General features: G+C 68.7%; 13 protein-coding genes and 3 tRNA genes. 6 read left to right on the top strand and 10 right to left on the bottom strand.

Annotation, left to right across the window (positions count from 1 at the left end):
* Positions 1-44 precede the first annotated feature (44 nt).
* From H9X80_RS02480 to H9X80_RS02465, 4 genes are read right to left on the bottom strand one after another with little or no spacing between them, the layout of a single operon-like run.
* On the bottom strand, positions 45-1,313 hold the full coding sequence (locus tag H9X80_RS02480; RefSeq protein WP_239471481.1) for a Stp1/IreP family PP2C-type Ser/Thr phosphatase: 1,269 nt from the start codon (positions 1,311-1,313) through the stop codon (positions 45-47).
* The gene (locus H9X80_RS02475; RefSeq protein ID WP_204792780.1) at positions 1,310-1,723 is read right to left on the bottom strand and encodes an FHA domain-containing protein; all 414 of its coding nucleotides are present in this window, start codon (positions 1,721-1,723) and stop codon (positions 1,310-1,312) included. The genes H9X80_RS02480 and H9X80_RS02475 overlap by 4 nt, the downstream gene beginning before the upstream one ends.
* Positions 1,720-2,775: an FhaA domain-containing protein gene (locus tag H9X80_RS02470; protein WP_204792779.1), complete on the bottom strand. Its 1,056-nt coding sequence runs from the start codon at positions 2,773-2,775 to the stop codon at positions 1,720-1,722. Before H9X80_RS02470 ends, H9X80_RS02475 begins: the two co-directional genes overlap by 4 nt.
* Positions 2,772-4,523 carry a serine/threonine-protein kinase gene (locus H9X80_RS02465; RefSeq protein ID WP_342590852.1) on the bottom strand — a complete coding sequence of 584 codons (1,752 nt, stop codon included), beginning with the start codon at positions 4,521-4,523 and terminating at the stop codon, positions 2,772-2,774. Before H9X80_RS02465 ends, H9X80_RS02470 begins: the two co-directional genes overlap by 4 nt.
* A 331-nt stretch (positions 4,524-4,854) precedes the next feature.
* On the opposite strand from H9X80_RS02465, the gene H9X80_RS02460 reads away from it, so the two are divergent.
* A tRNA-Leu gene (locus H9X80_RS02460) sits at positions 4,855-4,941 on the top strand.
* A gap of 445 nt (positions 4,942-5,386) precedes the next feature.
* Here the strand turns inward: H9X80_RS02460 and H9X80_RS02455 are convergent.
* The gene (locus H9X80_RS02455; RefSeq protein ID WP_204792777.1) at positions 5,387-5,578 is read right to left on the bottom strand and encodes a DUF6724 family protein; all 192 of its coding nucleotides are present in this window, start codon (positions 5,576-5,578) and stop codon (positions 5,387-5,389) included.
* Between the two features lie 107 nt (positions 5,579-5,685).
* Between H9X80_RS02455 and serS the strand changes: the two genes are divergently transcribed.
* From serS to deoC, 3 genes are all read left to right on the top strand, one after another.
* The gene (gene serS / locus H9X80_RS02450; protein ID WP_204792776.1) at positions 5,686-6,978 is read left to right on the top strand and encodes a serine--tRNA ligase; all 1,293 of its coding nucleotides are present in this window, start codon (positions 5,686-5,688) and stop codon (positions 6,976-6,978) included.
* Positions 6,979-7,129: 151 nt separating this feature from the next.
* Positions 7,130-7,480, top strand: coding sequence for a hypothetical protein (locus H9X80_RS02445; protein WP_204792775.1), 351 nt, complete (start codon positions 7,130-7,132; stop codon positions 7,478-7,480).
* A gap of 85 nt (positions 7,481-7,565) precedes the next feature.
* The gene (deoC, locus tag H9X80_RS02440) at positions 7,566-8,276 is read left to right on the top strand and encodes a deoxyribose-phosphate aldolase (protein ID WP_204792774.1); all 711 of its coding nucleotides are present in this window, start codon (positions 7,566-7,568) and stop codon (positions 8,274-8,276) included.
* Between the two features lie 107 nt (positions 8,277-8,383).
* On the opposite strand, the gene H9X80_RS02435 is transcribed toward deoC, so the two are convergent.
* The 4 genes from H9X80_RS02435 to H9X80_RS02420 all read right to left on the bottom strand — a co-directional run bounded on the left by H9X80_RS02435 (position 8,384) and on the right by H9X80_RS02420 (position 10,409).
* A tRNA-Arg gene (locus H9X80_RS02435) sits at positions 8,384-8,460 on the bottom strand.
* A gap of 172 nt (positions 8,461-8,632) precedes the next feature.
* Positions 8,633-8,724: transfer RNA gene (locus tag H9X80_RS02430), tRNA-Ser, on the bottom strand.
* A gap of 38 nt (positions 8,725-8,762) precedes the next feature.
* A complete protein-coding gene (gene gluQRS / locus H9X80_RS02425; RefSeq protein WP_342590851.1) occupies positions 8,763-9,719 on the bottom strand; it encodes a tRNA glutamyl-Q(34) synthetase GluQRS in 957 nt (318 codons plus the stop codon).
* 36 nt (positions 9,720-9,755) lie between these two features.
* The gene (locus tag H9X80_RS02420) at positions 9,756-10,409 is read right to left on the bottom strand and encodes a GNAT family N-acetyltransferase (protein WP_204792773.1); all 654 of its coding nucleotides are present in this window, start codon (positions 10,407-10,409) and stop codon (positions 9,756-9,758) included.
* Positions 10,410-10,480: 71 nt separating this feature from the next.
* Here H9X80_RS02420 and purH point away from each other — a divergent pair, with 71 nt between their 5' ends.
* Together purH and H9X80_RS02410 are read left to right on the top strand one after the other, a co-directional pair.
* A complete protein-coding gene (purH, locus tag H9X80_RS02415) occupies positions 10,481-12,106 on the top strand; it encodes a bifunctional phosphoribosylaminoimidazolecarboxamide formyltransferase/IMP cyclohydrolase (RefSeq protein WP_204792772.1) in 1,626 nt (541 codons plus the stop codon).
* A gap of 184 nt (positions 12,107-12,290) precedes the next feature.
* Positions 12,291-12,959 carry a hypothetical protein gene (locus tag H9X80_RS02410; RefSeq protein ID WP_239471479.1) on the top strand — a complete coding sequence of 223 codons (669 nt, stop codon included), beginning with the start codon at positions 12,291-12,293 and terminating at the stop codon, positions 12,957-12,959.
* A 30-nt stretch (positions 12,960-12,989) separates the two neighbouring features.
* Here the strand turns inward: H9X80_RS02410 and H9X80_RS02405 are convergent, their stop codons facing one another.
* Positions 12,990-13,817: a C39 family peptidase gene (locus tag H9X80_RS02405; protein ID WP_204792771.1), complete on the bottom strand. Its 828-nt coding sequence runs from the start codon at positions 13,815-13,817 to the stop codon at positions 12,990-12,992.
* Positions 13,818-14,019: the final 202 nt, after the last annotated feature.

The following is a 14,019-nucleotide window of genomic DNA, read 5'->3' as shown; positions in this document are numbered from 1 at the left end:
CCTCGGCGCGCGTGGCAGACGCCGCGAACCGTCTTCTCCTCACGTTACTCGCCCCCGTCCGTCGTCGTGTCCTGCGTGCCGTCTGGGGCCGCCTCGCCGTTCTCGCCGGCCCCGCTCTCCGAGCGTGCCGTCTCGGCTATCTTTGCCGCCCGGTCGCGCTCGGAGTCTATCTGCTCGTGGTAGGAGTCGATGGCGGCGCGGCCCTCGGCCTCGTTGTTCACGCGGATGCCGTCCTCGAGCTGGTTCTGCAGGGCCACTGGAAGGTCGGACACCTCCACGGCGCTCGTCCCCACGAGCTCCGAGAGGCTCACGCCGAAGAGGTCCCCCTGGACGCCGCGGTAGAGCCCGACCGTGGTCCCGTTGACCCCGAGGTACCACTCGGTCTGGAGGAAGGCGAAGGTGATGAGCGCCGCCGCCACGATCACGGCCGCGAAGGCCCCGGAGAACGCGGCTATGCGGCGGACGAGCTTCTTTCGCGCTGCCTCGGCCAGGCCGTCGTTGAGCACGTCGACGACGACGACCGTCACGTTGTCGGCCCCGCCCGCGGTGAGCGCAGCGGAAACAAGGTTGTCGGCCGCCTGCTGCGGGGTGGCGCTCGAGACGGCGAGGGACTCTATCTCACTGTCCGGAATCATGGACGAGAGGCCGTCCGAGCACAGGATGACCCGGTCGCCGTCGTTGACCTCGAGCGTGAAGTGGTCGGCGTACATGTCCGGGTCGGAGCCCAGGGCGCGGGTGATGATGGAGCGCGAGGGGTGCGTGCGCGCCTCGTCGGCCGTGATCTGGCCGGAGTCCACGAGCTCCTCAACGTAGGAGTGGTCGTGGGTGATGCGGACGAGCGTGCCGTGGTGCAGCAGGTAGGCACGTGAGTCCCCCACGTGCGCCACGGCCATGCGGTTTCTCTCTATGAGGACGGCGGTTGCGGTGCAGCCCATCCCGGGCTTGCCGATGCCCTGCTCGGCCGCCTCGATGACGCTCGTGTTGGCGGCCTCCACGGCGGCGCCGAGAAGGACGTCGTCCGCGGAGGCGGGGGCCCTCCCGCCGATGGTCTCGACGGCGATGGAGCTCGCCACCTCGCCGGCGGCATGACCGCCCATTCCGTCAGAGACCACGAACAGGGGCGCCCTCAGCAGGAAGGAGTCCTCGTTGTGGCCGCGGACCAGGCCGACGTCGCTGCGTGCCCCCCACGAGATGAACTCGTTGGCGCCAGATACGGCGTCCGCGCCGGCACGCCCCTCTACGGGCATCTCGGCGCGGCCTGGGGCGTTTGACGGCTCCTGAGGTGCGGGTATGAGGGTCTCCTCCTGCGTCATCCGCGGCTCACTCGCATGATCGTGTCGCCAATCTGCACCTCGTCCGTCTCGCGTAGCGTCACAGGCTGGTCGATGAGGTGCCCGTTGACCATGGTCCCGTTGGTGGAGCCAAGGTCCTCCAGCACGAGGGCAGGGCCCTGCAGGGTGAGGCGTGCGTGCGTGGCCGAGACGTACGGCTCGTCGATCACGATGTCGGAGGAGGGGGAGCGCCCTATCACCACGGGGCCGAGGATGTCCACGTGCAGGCCGCGCAGCGCACGGGAGCCCTTCTCCACGTCGACGGACCAGATGGCCGCGTCGCGGCGCTGACCCTTCACCAGCCCGATGCCGGTGCGCATGACCGCAAAGAGAAAGAGGTAGAGCACGATGATCAGGAGCACGCGCCCTATGAAGAGGACGAGGTCAATCATCTGGGGTTCTCCCTGAACTCGAGGTTCATCAGCCCCACGGTGATGAGGTCGCCGTCACGCAGGACGCACTCGTTGACGTCCACGTCGTTGACGAGGGTCCCGTTGGTGGAGTTGAGGTCCCGGATAATCCAGTCGCGCCCGTCGAAGACGAGCTCGGCGTGACGGCGGGAGACGTTGGGGTCGCGCAGGACCACGCCGGCCTGGGAGCGCTCGCGCCCGATGACCGTGGAGGGCGCCTTCGCCGTGAAGGTTCGGCCGGTCTGCCTGTCGATGAGCAGGCAAGACGCGTGCGGCGCCTGGGCCGCACCGCCCACGCCCACGCCGCGGCGCGCGTCCACGAGGGGCACGTTGCGGAGCTGGGTCTGCGGCACGGGCACGGAGCCCGGCGTCTCCGGCGCGCTCACCACGGGCGCCGGCTGCATCACGGGGACGGGCATGGGCGTGGAGGCGGAGGCCGACGCCACCGGGGTGGGCTCGGGGAAGTCCTCCGGCATCACGTCGAGGCCGTCCGCCGCGGGGGAGTCGTCCGGCTGCGCCCCGGCGGACGGAACGGCCACGGGGGCGACGTGCGGGGTCGGGGCCGGGCGTCGGCCGCCCTGGGCGTGAATCTGCGCGGCGGCGCCGCCGGTGCTGGAGTTGCCGGCCAGGAAGGCGCGCTCCTCCTCACGCAGGCGCCCGAGGGTGCCCGGGTCGACGTTCTCCGCAAAGACGGCGAACTTCCCGGACTTGAGCGACGGGTCGACCATGAAGCGGACGAGCGGGTTGCCGACGAAGGCGTAGCCCTTCTTCTGGGCCTGGGCGGTCACGAAGGCCGCCGTCTCGTAGGTGATCTGCTCGTAGAGAGGGCGCATGAGGGAGTCGTCGGAGGCGGAGACGAGCACCGTGTAGAGCGCCGGCGCGGTGTCCACGCCGTCGATCTCGTACGTCTCGTTCTCCATCTCGCGCGCGGCGCGCTTGGCGAGCTTCTTGAAGGAGAAGGGCTCCGTGTAGCCCTGGGGAGCGGCGCCGAACACAGAGCCTATGCGCGCTTCGAAATCACTGAGGAAACTCATCTACCCCCGCCTTCCGGGCCCTCGTAGAGCGGGCCTCTCAGGACAGTCGCAATGCACAAAAACACAAACAAGAGTACCGCAACTACGACGGTGGCCCCGTCGAGGGCCTCCCATATACCGCCATTCTCCATCCGAGCGGCGAAGACAGCGCCAGCGACCAGGCACGCAAGCCCGAGCGCCTGCCCTATCACGCCTGCCGCCACCGACCCGTGCAGGGCGACGGCGGCGGAGACGGCCCCGCAGGCGGCGCATGCGACAAGCAGGACCCACGTCTCCGGCGAGGAGGCGGCCGCAAGCAGGCCGGGAAGCAGCGCGTCTGGTGAGAAGGACGTGGACACCCCCAGACGGAAGACGGTCCCGAGGGCGCAGCCGAGCGCGCCGCTCGCCGCCGCGGGGCCGGGGTCCATCGCAAACCCCGCGAGTGCCGCCCCGGCGACCGGCGACGGCAGGCAGCACGGGAGCAGCAGCGTGAGCGAGGAGAGCCGCTCCGAGCGGCCCACGCGCGCCCACCAGAGGGCCGTGACGGCCACGAGTGCCATCGCGGCGAGCGTGGCCGCGGCGACGGCCCCTGACGCGATGGCCCAGGCGATGGCGAGCACCACGAGCGGGGCGCCGAGCGGTGTCCATGCGGCACTGGCCAGGCAGCTGACGAGGGCGGCCGCGGCGGCCGTGCGCTCGTCTGCTCCCGGGGTCAGGGGAAGCGCCAGGCGAAGGGCGGCGAAGACCGCGAGCGCGGTGAGGGCGCGCGCGAGCACGGCACCCAGCGGCGGCAGGCCTACGGCGAGCGGAACCGCGCGGCGCGCCCGGCTGTCCGAGCCATCGTCCTGCTCTGCCTGCTCAACCAGGTCACGAAGGGACGCGGCGCCCTCGGCGGCGTCCCCGAGCAGCGGACAGAGCTCGTCGGCAAGCTCCGCGACGGAGCTCGTGCGGTCTGCGGCGGCGGGCTCCAGGGCGGCCAGCAGCACCTCTTCTACCTCGGGGCCCGCCTCCGGGCAGTCCTTGGCAAGCCTTCGGGCGGGTCCGCGCCGGATGAGCGCCAGGGACTCCTGGTCGCTCCTCGCCAGGAAGGGGTCGCGGCCCGTGAGTGCCTGCCAGACCACCACGGCCAGGGAGAAGACGTCCGCGCGCTCGTCCACGAGCATGCTCTCTATCTGCTCGGGCGGCATGTAGCCAACGGTGCCTCCGCGCGCGCCTCCGTAGCCGGCCGCCGAGGCGAGCGTGGACATGCCGAAGTCCGCCAGCTTCACGGTGCCCTGGCGGTCGATCATGATGTTGGAGGGCTTGATGTCCAGGTGGAGGGCTCGGTTCTCGTGCGCGAAGGATAGCGCCTTCGCCAGCGAGGCCAGCACGTGGGCGCACTCGTCGGGGGTGAGCCGCCCTCCCTCCACGCGGGCGAGGAGCTCGGCGAGGTTGAGGCCGTCCACGTACTCCATCACCAGGTAGGCGTAGGCGCCCTGCGCCTCGAAGTCGTGGACGGCGACGATGTTGGGGTGGGGGAGCATGCAGGCCGTCCGCGCCTCGCGGAGGGCCTCCTCGGGGGTGGTGCCGGTCTCGGCCGTGGAGGCAAGCGGCATGCGCTTGATGGCCACGCGGCGCTGCAGGCGCGTGTCCCAGCAGGTGCAGACCGTGCCGAAGCCGCCCGTGCCCCGTCGTTCGAGCACGCGGTAGCGGCCGAGCAGCATCTCCTCGCGCGGTGGCTCCGGCCCCCGGGGGGCCTGCGTGCGCACCCTGGTCGGCGTCTCGCCCACGGGCCCTCCCTCGTTTGTGCTGCGTATGGCCGCGCGGCATGCGGGCCGCGCGGCCTTCGTGTGCGTGTGCCGTGCGGACATTCTAACGCGTGCGGCGCCGCGGAGGGGCGCGGGGGGCGGGGCCCGGCCCGGGTGGACCCGACGGGCCGCAGCTGGTCCGGGCCCTTCGTCGGCATCCCCGGTGGGCTGCCGGTGGGTCCCGGCTTTCCAGCGAGCCACGGCCCCTGGCCGCACCGCCGGGCCCTGTCCTCGGCGGTTCTCGACATCGCCTGCGAGGTTCCGGAAAAATCTCTTGGCAGCTCGCTGAGGTTGGGGTAAGATAGCTCAGCACGCGGGCGTGGCGGAATTGGCAGACGCGTACGGTTCAGGTCCGTATGGGGGCAACCCCATGAAGGTTCAAGTCCTTTCGCCCGCACCATGAACGCAAGGGCCCCTGGCTTCGGTCGGGGGCCTTTTTCGTGTTGAGGCGGCCCCGCACCGTGCTCGTCCCGTCCACAGTCCGCGCCGGCCCCAGTCCCATGCCGGCTCCGGCCCCGTACTGCCTCCGGACGTATCGGGGCGCAGGACCGTCCGGAGGCGGTGCGGATGGGCGGCGCGTACTGTCCCTGGACGGTCCTTCTCGCTAGTCCGTCCGGAAACGGTGCGGCCGGGTGGTGCGCACTGCTATCGGACGTTTCCGCGGCTGAGAACGTCCTAAAACGGTGCGGCATGGTGACGGTGCACCGTTCGTGGACGTTTTTGCAGGTGAGAGCGTCCTAAAACGGTGCGGGGTCTGTGGATATGGCGGACGTGTTCCGGTCCTGCATGAGAGCGGGGGTTCGGAAGGCGAGAAGAACCCGCCTCAGGCCAGGATTCCGGCGAGGCTACTCCTCGTCATCGTCGTCGAAGAGGTCCCAGTCGTCGTCGGTCTTCTCGTGATTGAAGTAGCGCCGCTTGGTGCCGCGCTCCATGAGCAGCGCGATGACGAGGCAGAGCACGATGCCGCCAAGGACCAGGCAGATGACGCCCGTCGGGTCGCTGAAGAGCCACGTAAAGAAGTCCACGATCGCCTGCATGCCGCCTCCTGCGCACGTCGGTAGTTTCACGCGCACAAGTATATACTTGGGGAGCCGCCGCGCGAGAGGCCGGCGACGTGGGCACAAGACAGAAGCAAGGAGCCAAAATGCTCGACATCAAGTTCGTCCGCGAGAACCCCGACGTCGTGGACAAGGCGTGCGAGTCGCGCCAGAACGCGCACTGGGACCGGGAACGCTTCTTCGAGCTTGACGAGGAGCGCCGCTCCGTCATCTCCGAGGTCGAGAAGCTCCAGGCGGAGCGCAACTCCGTCTCCAAGCAGATCGGCCAGCTCATGCGCGAGGGCAAGCGCGAGGAGGCCGAGGCCGCCAAGGCGCAGGTCGCGGCCAACAAGGACCGCATCGCCTCCCTGGACGACCGTCGTACCCAGGTGGAGGACGAGCTCTTTGACCTGGTCTCCCGCATCCCCAACATCCCGCACGAGAGCGTGCCCTACGGCGTGGACGACTCCGACAACCCCGAGGTGCGCCGCTGGGGCACCCCGCGCGACTTCGCGGCCGAGGGCTTCGAGCCGAAGGCCCACTGGGACCTTGGCCCCGCCACGGGCATGATCGACTTCGACCGCGGCGTGAAGCTCGCCGGCACGCGCTTCTACGTGCTCGGCGGCATGGGCGCCCGCATGGAGCGCGCGCTCATCAGCTTCATGGTGGACATGCACGTCAAGGCCGGCTTCAAGGAGTGGTGGATGCCGGTCATCACCAACCGCGAGACCCTCTTTGGCACCGGCCAACTGCCCAAGTTCGAGGACGACCTCTACCACGTGCAGCCGGACCTGTACCTCATCCCCACCGCCGAGGTCATGCTCACCAACCTCCACCGTGGCGAGGTGCTCGACGGCTCGCAGCTGCCGCTGTGGTACACCGCCTTCACGCCGTGCTTCCGCGAGGAGGCGGGCTCGGCCGGGCGCGACACGCGCGGCATCATCCGCGTCCACCAGTTCGACAAGGTGGAGATGGTCAAGTTTGCCAAGCCCGAGGACTCGATGAACCAGCTCGAGAGCATGGTCGCCGAGGCCGAGGCGGTGCTCCAGGCGCTCGAGCTGCCCTACCACGTGGTCACCCTCTGCACCGGCGACATCGGCTTCTCCGCGTGCAAGTGCTACGACCTCGAGGTCTGGCTGCCCAGCTACAACAACTACAAGGAGATCTCCTCCTGCTCCAACTGCTGGGACTTCCAGGCCCGTCGCGCCAACATCCGCTACAGGGACCCCGCGGAGTTCAAGGGCACGCGCTTCGTCCACACGCTCAACGGCTCCGGTCTGGCGGTGGGCCGAACGATGGCCGCCATCATGGAGAACTTCCAGAACCCCGACGGCTCCATCACGGTGCCCGAGGCCCTGCGCCCCTACATGGGCGGCGTCGAGGTCATCAAGCCCGAGTAGGGAAAGCCTAGAGGGAGCTTCTGGGGCCGTCCGCTTTGCGGGCGGCCCTCTCTGTTTATATTCCGGCCCCGTCGCCCCTAATTTCTAGAACATGTGTTTCTAAGAACAAATGTTTGGTATACTACGGTTAGGGAGAGAGAAAGGGGAGAAGATGGAGACGTATGAGGTGGCACGCTTCGAACACGTGGGGGATGTGCGGAGGGTGTTCGTTACGCAGGACGAGAGCGGGCTCGTGGTGAGAGAAGACCTTTCGGGCCCCTCGGTGCTCGTGGCATATGGTGACGAGAGCCGCAGCCTCCGGGCCTCGTTTGATGCCGCAGCGGTTGAGTCGCTTCTTGACGCGGTTGCCTCGGCGGGTGCCGAAGGGTCTCTGCGGGAGTACCTTGCGGATGAGCGCCACGACATCGTGGACCTGATGGACCTTTGCGACGCCCGGGGCGTCCCGTACGCCTTCACGGGCATGGGCTCTGAGAGCGGCATCCAGTTCCGTCCGGCGAGGTAGTCCGGCCTATGGCCGGGGCGCGCACCTGATGCCCCCCGGCCTCGGCTAGCATGCTGCGTAAGCCAGGCATGTTTGGAGGATTGTCATGAGAAGTTACACGCTCGACGACTTTGCCCACATGATTGACCACACCAATCTGCAGCCAGACGCTACCCGCGCAGACATGGAGCGTCTCTGTGACGAGGCGGTCCGCTACCACTTCCGCATGGTGGCGATAAACCCGGTGCAGTCCGCGCTCTGTGCGCGGCTGCTTGCCGGGACGGACGTTCACGTTGGGGCCGCCATTGGATTCCCGCTGGGGCAGATCTCCGTGGCGTCCAAGGTCTTTGAGACCAAAGACGCGCTCTCGTCCGGTGCCAACGAGATTGACTACGTGGTCAACCTTACCGAGGTGAAGGCTGGCAACTGGTCATATGTCGAGGACGAGATGGCGCAGATTGTTGCCGTCTGTCGTGAGGCCGGCGCCACCTCAAAGGTCATCTTTGAGAACTGCCTGCTTGCCCAGGAGGAGAAGATTGCGCTCTGCGAGGTGGCCAGCAGGGTCCTTCCGGACTTCATCAAGACGTCCACCGGCTTCTCCACGGGTGGCGCCACGGTAGAGGACGTGCGTCTCATGCGCGAGCACGCCGACAAGCGGGTAAAGGTCAAGGCTGCCGGTCGCATCCGGGACGCCGAGACGTTCCTGGCAATGGTGTCTGCCGGGGCGGAACGCATCGGCTGCACGCGAAGCATTCCGGTGATGGAGGGGCTCAGAACGCGAATGGAAGCCGAGGGCGTGGATCACTACGACATCTAGGAGCATCGGGCCGGGGTGGAGCTGTCCCATCCGCCCCGGCCGAGGCTCGCCATGGCGTCGAGCCGTCGTAACGAAAAGGGGCTCCCGAAGGAGCCCCTTAGTCTGCGTGGTGCGGCGTATAGGATTCGAACCTATGACGCCCTGATTCGTAGTCAGGTCCTCTATCCAGCTGAGGTAACGCCGCGTGCAGTTGAGAATAATGCCACGGGTGTGCCCGTCCGTCAAGAGAGAATGCGAAAAATGTCGAAGATGTGGCGAAGGGAGGCTTTCGGACGGCTGACAGGCCGGGCGCTGACGTGCTGACAGGCTAAGCAAGCAAAAAGGCCCGTCCCCACAGGGACGAGCCTCGAAAGTTCTGGCGGAGAGCTGGGGATTCGAACCCCAGATAGGATTTGCATCCTATACTCGCTTAGCAGGCGAGCACCTTCGGCCTCTCGGTCAGCTCTCCAATCGGTGCCCAAGAATAATACCCCACAAAGGACGGACTCACAACTTCTTACCAAGTTCGCCGAGAAAAACCTCGTCAACGACGATATCCTGCGGGTGCGCGGCAACCTTCTCCCACGAGAACGAGCCGACGAGCTCGTCGGGGCGTGCGGCGACGCCCGGCTCCGTGAGGCCCACGGCAGCGGCGAGCGTCCCGATCACGCGCTCCGGCGCCACGCCGAGCCCGCGCAGCGCTCCGAGGTCGAGGTCCTTCTCGCGCTTTGAGAGCCGCCGCCCGTCGGGGGCCACGAGCAGCGGAACGTGGGCGTACTCGGGGGCGTGCCAGCCGAGCAGCCTCGCCAGGTAGGTCTGGCGAGCGCAGGAGCTTAGCAGGTCGCGCCCCCGAACTACCTGGGTCACGCCCATGAGGGCGTCATCCACCACCACGGCGAGCTGATAGGCAACCACGCCGTCGCTACGTCGCACGAGAAAGTCGCCGCACTCGTGGGCGAGCACCTCGCGGTGAGGGCCGTAGGCGAGGTCGCAGAACTCGATGGTGCCGGCGGGGTCGTCGGCGTCCGGGACGCGCAGCCTCGTCGCCGGCGGACGTACCTGTGCGCGGCACCTCGCCTCCTCGGGCGTGAGTCTGCGGCACGTGCCCGGATAGATGGGCGTGCCGTCGGAGGCGTGCGGAGCGCTTGCCGCATGAAGCTCGGCGCGCGTGCAGAAGCAAGGGTAGGTGAGCCCGGCCCTGGAAAGGCGCTCGATGGCCTCGTTGTACACGGCCTCGCGCTCGCTCTGGTAGTAGGGGCCCTCGTCCCAGGTGAGGCCGAGCCACTCGAGGTCGGCCATGAGCGTGTCCGCCCGCTCGCGGCTGCGCGCACGCGGATCGAGGTCCTCGATGCGCAGGACCACCTCTCCTCCTGCGGAGTGTGCGGAGAGCCAGGCCATGAGCGCGGAGAAGACGTTGCCAAGGTGCATCCGCCCCGAGGGCGTGGGTGCAAATCGCCCGCGCACTCGCGCGTCCTTCTCGCCCAACGAGCCCGCCCCTCCCTAGAGGCGCTCTGAGTAGACGTAGATGTGGAAGCTGTCCCCGGCGGGGTCGGAACCGGGCCACGCAACCTGGGACACGCGACTCATCTCCTGCCTAAGGCCCATGTGATCGTAGAAGGAGATGTCGCAGCTGTCGTCGGTGAGGAGGTGGTAGCCCGCCGCGCCGCGCTCGCGTAGGTAGGAGCGTGCGGCGCAGAAGAGCCTGCCGCCCACGCCCAGGCCGCGCGCCTCGGGCGAGACGATGAGCAGCTTTACGGCAAAGGAGGCCTCCGCCGTGCCGGTCATCTCGTAGTCGCGCTCAAGCCCTGCCTCCTCGATGACGCCGGCCATCTCCAGGTCCATGACGCGGGCGCACTCGGGTGCCTTGGCCGCCTCGCGCTCCGCCGCAGCCCCGCGCTCTCGCCACCTGTCGGCGTCCTCGGGCACGCGGTCGGGCTCGCGCAGGAGGACGGCGCCAAGCAGCCTGCCCCCTCGCTCGGCGACGCGGGACCACGTGGCCTGCGAGAGGTAGTCGCACAGCTCGACGGTGCTGGCGAGCTCACCGGGAAGGCCCGGGTAATCGGCCAGCCACGTCTGCGCGAGGATGTTGACCAGGGGGCGGAAGTCGCCCTCTTCGAAGGGGCGCAGAGCGAGTCCGGCGGCGTTTTCTGACATGTTTTCTCCTAGCTGCTGTATGGTAGTGATGACGGTACAGCAAGCTGTCGCTATTTCCAAGGAGGGCCCCCATGCCAAACACCCCGATTAAACGCGCGCTCGTCTCGGTTACGGACAAGACGGGTGTGGTCGACTTCGTCAAGGCGCTTGAGGACGAGTTCGGCGTGGAGGTGATCTCCACCGGCGGCACCGCCCACGTGCTCGAGGAGGCGGGGGTCCACGTGATTCCCATCGAGCAGTACACCGGCTTCCCGGAGATGATGGACGGCCGCGTCAAGACGCTCCACCCCAAGGTGCACGGTGGCCTGCTGGCGCGCCGCGACAACCCGGAGCACATGGCCGAGGCGGCTGCGCACGGCATCGGCATGATCGACCTGGTCTGCGTCAACCTCTACGAGTTCGAGAAGACCGTGGCCAACCCCGACGTCACCTTCGCGGACGCGATCGAGCACATCGACATCGGCGGCCCCTCCATGCTGCGCTCCGCCGCCAAGAACGCCGACGCCGTGACCGTGGTCTCCGACCCCGCGGACTACGACGAGGTCCTTGACGAGATGCGCGCCAACGACGGCTGCACCACCCTGGAGCTCCGCCGCTACCTGCAGCTCAAGGTCTACGAGACCACGGCCTGCTACGACGCGGCCATCGCCAGCTGGCTGGCCGGTCGCTACGACGCCGAGTTCGGCGAGCCGGAGGAGGAGGGCGCCACCCCGGAGGAGCTCGGCATCTACCTCGAGAAGGCCCAGGACCTGCGCTACGGCGAGAACCCCCAGCAGACCGCCGCGGTCTACCGCTTTGCGGACGAGTTCGCCGAGCTGGGCTCCTCCGAGCACCCGCTCGTGGGCGCCGAGCAGGTCCAGGGCAAGCCGCTCTCCTACAACAACTTCCTGGACGCCGACGCCGCCTGGAACCTCGTGCGCGAGTTCGACGACCCGGCCTGCGTGATCCTCAAGCACCAGAACCCCTGCGGCTCCGCGGTGGCCGATGACGTCACCTGCGCCTACGACCGCGCCTTCGCGTGCGACCCCAAGAGCGCCTTCGGCGGCATCATCGCCTGCAACCGCGAGATCCCCTACGAGCTCGTGGAGCACGCCTTCGACGAGAACGGGCAGTTCGTGGAGGTCATCATTGCGCCGTCCTTCTCGCCGGAGGCCCTCGAGCGCATGGCCAAGCGCCCCAACCTGCGCGTCCTTGCCACGGGCGGCACGGGCGGCCACGCGCGCTACGAGCTGCGCTCCATCGACGGCGGCGTGCTGCTGCAGAACGTCGACTCCGTCTCCGAGGACCCGGCCACCTTCACCTGCCCCACCAGGCGCAAGCCCACCGACGCCGAGATGGACGAGCTCATGTTCGCCTGGCGCGTCTGCAAGGGCGTCAAGTCCAACGCGATCCTCATCTCCAAGGGCAAGGCCGGCATCGGCATGGGCCCCGGCCAGCCCAACCGCGTGGACTCGGCGCTTCTGGCCTGCGAGCGCGCCGACGAGGCGTGCGAGCGCATGGGCGTGGAGAAGGGCGGCTACGCCTGCGCCTCCGACGCTTTCTTCCCGTTCCGTGACAACGTGGACACGCTCGCCGCGCACGGCGTGACCTGCATTATCCAGCCTGGCGGCTCCAAGCGTGACGACGAGTCCATCCAGGCCTGCGACGAGCACGGCATCGCGATGGTCTTCACCGGCGCCCGCCACTTCCGCCACTAGCCCCGGTCCTTCTCGGCCGCGGCCCCTCACCTGGCGAGAAGAACCCGAGCCCGCAGCCAGCGCCCCGGACGGCCCCGCCGCCCGGGGCGCTTCCGTGCCATCGTCCGGCCGGGGGGCTGAGGGCCGGCTCGCCGCGCTGCCGGGCGGGGTAGAATGTGAGGCCTGTCGACGAGAGGAGACGCAGATGGCGGACAGCAGGGGCGATGACGCCCAGATGAGGGACTTTACGCTGGGGCGCCCGGCCCTGGTCTGCCGCTGGCGCCTGGCCAACCGGGCGCTGCCGCTGGAGAACCGCCACCTTCGGGCGCTCAGCCGACGCATGGTCAACGGCTCGGTCGTGTCCACGCAGCTTGTGGCCTGGGCCAAGCAGCACATCGAGTGGACGCTCGCGGACGGTGCGGCGCGCTATCCGGACGGCGTGCTCATGATCATCGTGGACGAGGAGGGCCGGGCCGCCATGACGGTCGGCCCCTATGAGCCGCTTTCCGTTCAGACGACCTCCGCTCTGGCAGAGCGGGCACTGAGGTCCGCGCGCGAGGCGGACGAGACGGGCGTGGCGCCGGAGACGCTCTGGGCCTTTGACGGGGGGCGTCTGCTCTGCGGGGGCGACTCTCCCGCCGCGGCGTCTGGCGCGGCGTCCCTCGTTGGCGACCTGGCCCGCACCATCGGCATCCCAGTGACGTACGACGCGGCTCTCGCGGAACGTGCCATGGCGGGGGAGAGGGCCTATGACGAGGTGTTTCTCACCTCGGACGAGCATGGGGTGGCGGTCTCCTCGACGGCGCCGGGACCGCGCTCGCGCCGATTCGTGGAGGGCTACGGGAAGCTGTTCGACGCCTCCGGGAGACGGTAGGCCGGGGCCTCCGGCCGCCGCGCCGCGCCGCTACGCGGCCGAGAAGCTCCAGGCGCCCGCTGCCTCAGAGCAGATGAGGCCGAGGTCCCAGGTGCGCATGCTGCGTCCGACGCTGTTGGAGTCGTGCACGACGATGTTTCCGTCCTCGGCCACGCGCTCGAGGACGATGTAGTGGCCTACCTGCGTGAACGTTCCCGGGTTCATGATGCAGATCACCGGGCGGCCGGCCTCGAGCTCGGAGCGGATGACGTCTGCGGAGGCGGTGATTGACTGCCCGTAGATTCCCAGCTGCGCCGCGCCATCGGTCATGAGCGCCCACGCGCTCCCGTTGCCCTCGGTGGCGTAGCCGTTCTGGGTGCTGAAGTCCGCCATGCCTGCGGGGTCGATGCTCGTGTCCCCGGTGAGATAGATGTAGACCATGTCAAGGGCGGTGGGACCGCATCCCTGCTCGGCGAGGGTGCCACCGGAGTAGCTGGTCTGCGCCCACTCGGGGTCGATCTGGTAGAGATAGGGCATCGAGCCCTTGCCCCAGAGGCTGCGCGGGCTGCTGACGGCGGTTGTGTTGGCGGCGGAGTCATAGAGGCTCGCGGAGTCGGCGGCCTCGGAGTCGTCGGTGGCGTCAGGCGCGGCCGCGGCGTCGGCGTCCCCCTCGTCGGGAGAGACCGCCACGCCGTTTTGCGTGACGGGCACGGTCCCGCCGTCCTTCTCGGCTGGTGCGCATGCCGCGGGCAGGACCACCACGGCCAGCACGAGAAGCAGCGCGACGGCGACGCCGCCGACCGCCAGCGCGGTCCGGCCGGCGAGAAGCGGGCCCGACCCCGCCCGCGGGGGGTCCATCCTGTTAGCCTGCCTGCTCAAGCCACCTCCCATTGACGTATCCGCCGATTCTATCACCGGACGTGCCGGGGGAGCCCCCTTGTGCCCGACCCGTCACAAAGGCGGCGCCCGGCGCTACCGGTGGCGCCGGGCGCCGCGCCTGCCCGTCGGGAGAAAATATCGCGCGCTCGGCGAAATGGGCGTCGAAGTCGTGCATAAAACGCTCGTTAGCGGAGTAGACTCT

The organism is Olsenella profusa (assembly GCF_016900315.1).
Classification (GTDB): domain Bacteria; phylum Actinomycetota; class Coriobacteriia; order Coriobacteriales; family Atopobiaceae; genus Thermophilibacter; species Thermophilibacter profusus_A.
This window is presented reverse-complemented; position numbering and strand designations above follow the sequence as displayed.

Coding starts and splice junctions, on each gene's coding strand:
- H9X80_RS02480 (WP_239471481.1), bottom strand. CDS start 1,313: ATGACGCAGGAGGAGACCCTCATACCCGCACCTCAGGAGCCGTCAAAC.
- H9X80_RS02475 (WP_204792780.1), bottom strand. CDS start 1,723: ATGATTGACCTCGTCCTCTTCATAGGGCGCGTGCTCCTGATCATCGTG.
- H9X80_RS02470 (WP_204792779.1), bottom strand. CDS start 2,775: ATGAGTTTCCTCAGTGATTTCGAAGCGCGCATAGGCTCTGTGTTCGGC.
- H9X80_RS02455 (WP_204792777.1), bottom strand. CDS start 5,578: ATGCAGGCGATCGTGGACTTCTTTACGTGGCTCTTCAGCGACCCGACG.
- serS (WP_204792776.1), top strand. CDS start 5,686: ATGCTCGACATCAAGTTCGTCCGCGAGAACCCCGACGTCGTGGACAAG.
- H9X80_RS02445 (WP_204792775.1), top strand. CDS start 7,130: ATGGAGACGTATGAGGTGGCACGCTTCGAACACGTGGGGGATGTGCGG.
- deoC (WP_204792774.1), top strand. CDS start 7,566: ATGAGAAGTTACACGCTCGACGACTTTGCCCACATGATTGACCACACC.
- H9X80_RS02420 (WP_204792773.1), bottom strand. CDS start 10,409: ATGTCAGAAAACGCCGCCGGACTCGCTCTGCGCCCCTTCGAAGAGGGC.
- purH (WP_204792772.1), top strand. CDS start 10,481: ATGCCAAACACCCCGATTAAACGCGCGCTCGTCTCGGTTACGGACAAG.
- H9X80_RS02410 (WP_239471479.1), top strand. CDS start 12,291: ATGGCGGACAGCAGGGGCGATGACGCCCAGATGAGGGACTTTACGCTG.